5 protein-coding genes are annotated in these 3439 nt (G+C 66.1%); all 5 read left to right on the forward strand.

The genetic code is table 11. From position 1 onward, the window contains the following. The first annotated feature begins 276 nt into the window (after window positions 1-276). On the forward strand, window positions 277-909 hold the full coding sequence (locus ACZ6SD_RS32795; protein WP_465320913.1) for a YbaB/EbfC family nucleoid-associated protein: 633 nt from the start codon (window positions 277-279) through the stop codon (window positions 907-909). A 40-nt stretch (window positions 910-949) separates the two neighbouring features. Continuing rightward, window positions 950-1267, forward strand: a complete 318-nt coding sequence (locus ACZ6SD_RS32800; RefSeq protein WP_465320914.1) for a WXG100 family type VII secretion target — start codon at window positions 950-952, stop codon at window positions 1265-1267. 17 nt (window positions 1268-1284) lie between these two features. Continuing rightward, window positions 1285-2409, forward strand: coding sequence for a hypothetical protein (locus tag ACZ6SD_RS32805; RefSeq protein ID WP_465320915.1), 1125 nt, complete (start codon window positions 1285-1287; stop codon window positions 2407-2409). 2 nt (window positions 2410-2411) lie between these two features. Continuing rightward, window positions 2412-3221, forward strand: coding sequence for a hypothetical protein (locus tag ACZ6SD_RS32810; protein WP_465320916.1), 810 nt, complete (start codon window positions 2412-2414; stop codon window positions 3219-3221). A 13-nt stretch (window positions 3222-3234) separates the two neighbouring features. After that, on the forward strand, window positions 3235-3439 hold a 205-nt coding region (locus ACZ6SD_RS32815; RefSeq protein ID WP_465320917.1), incomplete at its 3' end, for a hypothetical protein.

Below are 3439 nucleotides of genomic sequence, written 5' to 3' on the forward strand. Positions count from 1 at the left end.
CTTGGTCTCAACTGGTCGGTGCGACGCTGTGGGAAGCTAGGGCCGTCACTATTCCGGCTCCCACAGTAAATTGGCCGACGGCTACGCGAGCCAGCACAGCGATCACCAGGCCATCCCCGGGGCTTGTCCGCGCGGCAGGGGGCGGCTCGGTGGCCGCCACTGTTCACCCGGCTACTCTTTTGCCTGTTTCGCCTCCGGTTGGCCTGTTCGCTGCCACCATGGTCCGCTGACGGCGGCATCAGGTCATGGAGTCGGAACTTCCCGGGAGGTCGTGGCGTGTCAGCTGAGTTCGACCAGCTTGTCGCTCAGTTCGAGCGGTTTCAGGCCCAACTGCATCGAGTCGACCAGCAGTTCGCTGGCATCGGCGAGATGCAGCAGCAGTTGGCCGACTTGGAGGCTGTGGCGACGTCTCCCGACAGGGCTGTGACCATCGTCGCGGGCCCGTCCGGGTCAATCAAGGACATCCGGTTGACCGATCAGGCCATGCGTCGGTCGCCGCACGCGTTGGCCGCCGAGTTGATGTCGACGCTGCGACTGGCGGTGGCGGAGGCTGCGCGCCGCCAGGCGGGGATCGTGGAGAACGCGCTCGGCGACGACATGAACCTCACCGACCAGGTGCTGGAGACCCAGGCCCAGTTGTTCGGCATGACACCCGAGGAACTGCGGGCCACCGTCGAACAGGACGCGCAGCAGCCGCCACCCGGTCCTCCCACCACGGCCCCGCCCGCACACCCGACGCCGCGGCCAGGTCCGGTCCGGCCGCCTGCCCCTCCCCGCAGGCCCGTGCCGGAACACGACGACGACTTCTCGGACGAGAACGTCTTCGGGGGCGACCCGTGGCCGGTGTCAGGTCCACCGCCGAAGAAGGAAGACCGTTTCCTCGACTTCTACAACGACGAGGGAATGTGACGGTGTTCAGCCCGCAGCAGACGACGCCCAGGAGGACGCGGTGACCGGTTTCGACGTCAGTCCGGAGGAACTCCGGCAGTTCGCGGGAAAGCTCGACGGACACCGCGGCACCGCGAGCGAGATCGCGGGACTCGTGAACCAGGCTGACGTGTCGAACAAGTCATGGGGCGTGTACGGCCTGTTCGTCAAACAGGACTACACAAACCTGCTGAGCGACCTCAAGGACATGTTCACCGACCTGCAGCGGGGCTTGCAGTCCGGTGCGGACAAATTTCGCGGCACGGCGCAAGGCTATGCGGAGCAGGAGGAAGCGTTGAAGAAGCTGTTCAACGGCATGCAGATCGAGATTGACAGGTAGCGGGGCAGGATATCCCGATGACAGAAGAGAAGACCAAAGCAGGCGGTGTGGAGATCACCGTCGGCGAGAAGACCACGGGCCAGAAGATGGCGCAAGCCACGCCCTTCTACGGCGCCTACCTCAAGACTCGTGAGGCGCAAGGGAAGCTCAGCGACGGTGCGGACGGTTCGGAGTTGCTCGGGCTGGCTTCCGAGGGCACCGCGTTGCTCGGATCGCTCGGCACATCCGCGTACGGCATCGCCCTGGACCCGATCGGCTGGCTGGTCGGGCAGGGGCTGAACTTCCTCATCAGCGTCGTGGAACCGCTGGAGAACGCGATCCACATGGTCAGCGGCGACGGCCCCGCGCTGTCTCAAGCGGCGGAAAACTTCAACGCCATCGCCAAGGGCGTGGCCGACCTACGCAAGACGTTCGACCAAGACCTGCAGAACTCCGTGCAAAACTGGGGCGGCAACGCGGCAGACGTGGCCAGCACGAAACTGGGCGAGTTCGCCAACGGCATCGACGGGGTCGCGGGCCAAGCCGGGGAACTCGCGCGCATGTTGCAGACCTCCAGCATGGTCATGACCATCATCGAGGACTTCATCAAGGCGATCCTCACCGAACTCATCACCTGGCTGATCATGATCTGGATTCCCGCGCTGGCTGCCGCCGTGCCGAGCTTCGGGGCGTCCACCGCCGCAGCGGGGACCGCGACCGGCGTGCGGGTAGCGGCCACCGGCAGCCGGGTGGCCCGAATCATCGCCAGGTTGCGCCAATTCCTGGACAAGGTCATGGCTTTCCTGCGCAACCTGGCTAACCGCGTCGGGAACGTGCGGACCGCCTTTCAGCGCTCCATGGCGAACAAGCAGGTCAACAGCAACTTCGCGGACATCGCCAAGGACCTCGGCAATAAGTCGCCTGTGGTCAAGCTGTGGAGCAAGGACGGGATGCTCGGCGAGCGACTACAGGGCGGGTTCGGCAAATCGGTAGGAAAGGCTGCTGTCGACACGGCGCGGTCACAATTCGGCGTCGGATCCGGCGCGAGCGCGGGCATTGACAAACCGCTGCGGAATATGGGCAACTATCAGAAGGCCGACGAGTACGACGACACCGGCACCGACCACTCCAAGCAGCGCATAGAAGGCTATCTGGACCTCTGATCATGGATGGCTTCTACCTGAAGACTTCGTTGTTCGTGCTCGTCTGCGCGGCGCTGCTTGGCCTGGTGGCCTGGCGACTGTGGCGCACGGACAAGAAGGCGGAACGCAAGCACGCCGACGCGCTGGCCGCGCTCGCGGCGGACGTCGGCGGGACGATCACCGGTCGAGACGGAGCACGCGCGTGGTCGGCCGACCTTCGGGGGCCGCTGGCAAACCAGGTCGGCGGCCTGATCAACTGGCTCGGGACGCTGTCACGGCCCCGATTCACCGTGGCCATGGACTTCGAGCGGGGCCCGTGGCACGTCCGCGTGACCGAGGCGTCGATGAGGAAACGCGGCTCGAACGGCGCGAACACCTACCACGAGCACAGGATCGAGGTAGCCACCGCACATCTGACACCGCTGAAAATCTGCCGCCGCGTGCACGCCAGCCCGCTGGCGCCGCGCCGCCCCCAAGCCCTGCAGCATGGATGGGTCAGCGAAGTTCCCCTCACCGCCGCCCGCGAACAGGCCCCATGGCTGCCCGTGACGCTGCCCGACGCCCTGGACCACGAGTTCATCCTCTACACCAGCGACCTCGCCACCGCGCCAAAGGTGCTCAACCTCCAAGCCTCGGAATGGCTTCTCACCCAGACGAAATCCCTGGGCTTCCCCTACGGGACGTTCCTGCCACTGGCCTTCGAGTCCGGGATCGTCTACCTCACCATGCCCGGACGCATCGCCCCGGACAACCTCCTGCCTGTGGTCGACACGATCACCGGGCTCCTCGACCGAACCCCCGGCGCGACACCGAGACACCCCGCCACCGCCTGAACCACCTACGGTCATGGTCCCGACCGAACGGGTCGTCGCGGTGCCAGCAGCGGGCGCGGTCGATCACCTCTTCCAGGCGCAGCGGGCTGGCGGGGTGGTGGATCAGGCAGAGCGGGGTGGCGAGCTGGCGGAACCCGAACATCTCGCCCGAGACGGAGAACTGGCCGCGTTCCAAGCGGGAGATACCGGCCACCGGGCTGCCTTTGGCTCTGGCCAGT

Source organism: Actinokineospora sp. NPDC051303, assembly GCF_055586285.1.

What these genes read in the sequence shown, in the direction of transcription:
- ACZ6SD_RS32805 (WP_465320915.1), top strand. Translation starts at nt 1,285, where the DNA reads ATGACAGAAGAGAAGACCAAAGCAGGCGGTGTGGAGATCACCGTCGGC.
- ACZ6SD_RS32810 (WP_465320916.1), top strand. Translation starts at nt 2,412, where the DNA reads ATGGATGGCTTCTACCTGAAGACTTCGTTGTTCGTGCTCGTCTGCGCG.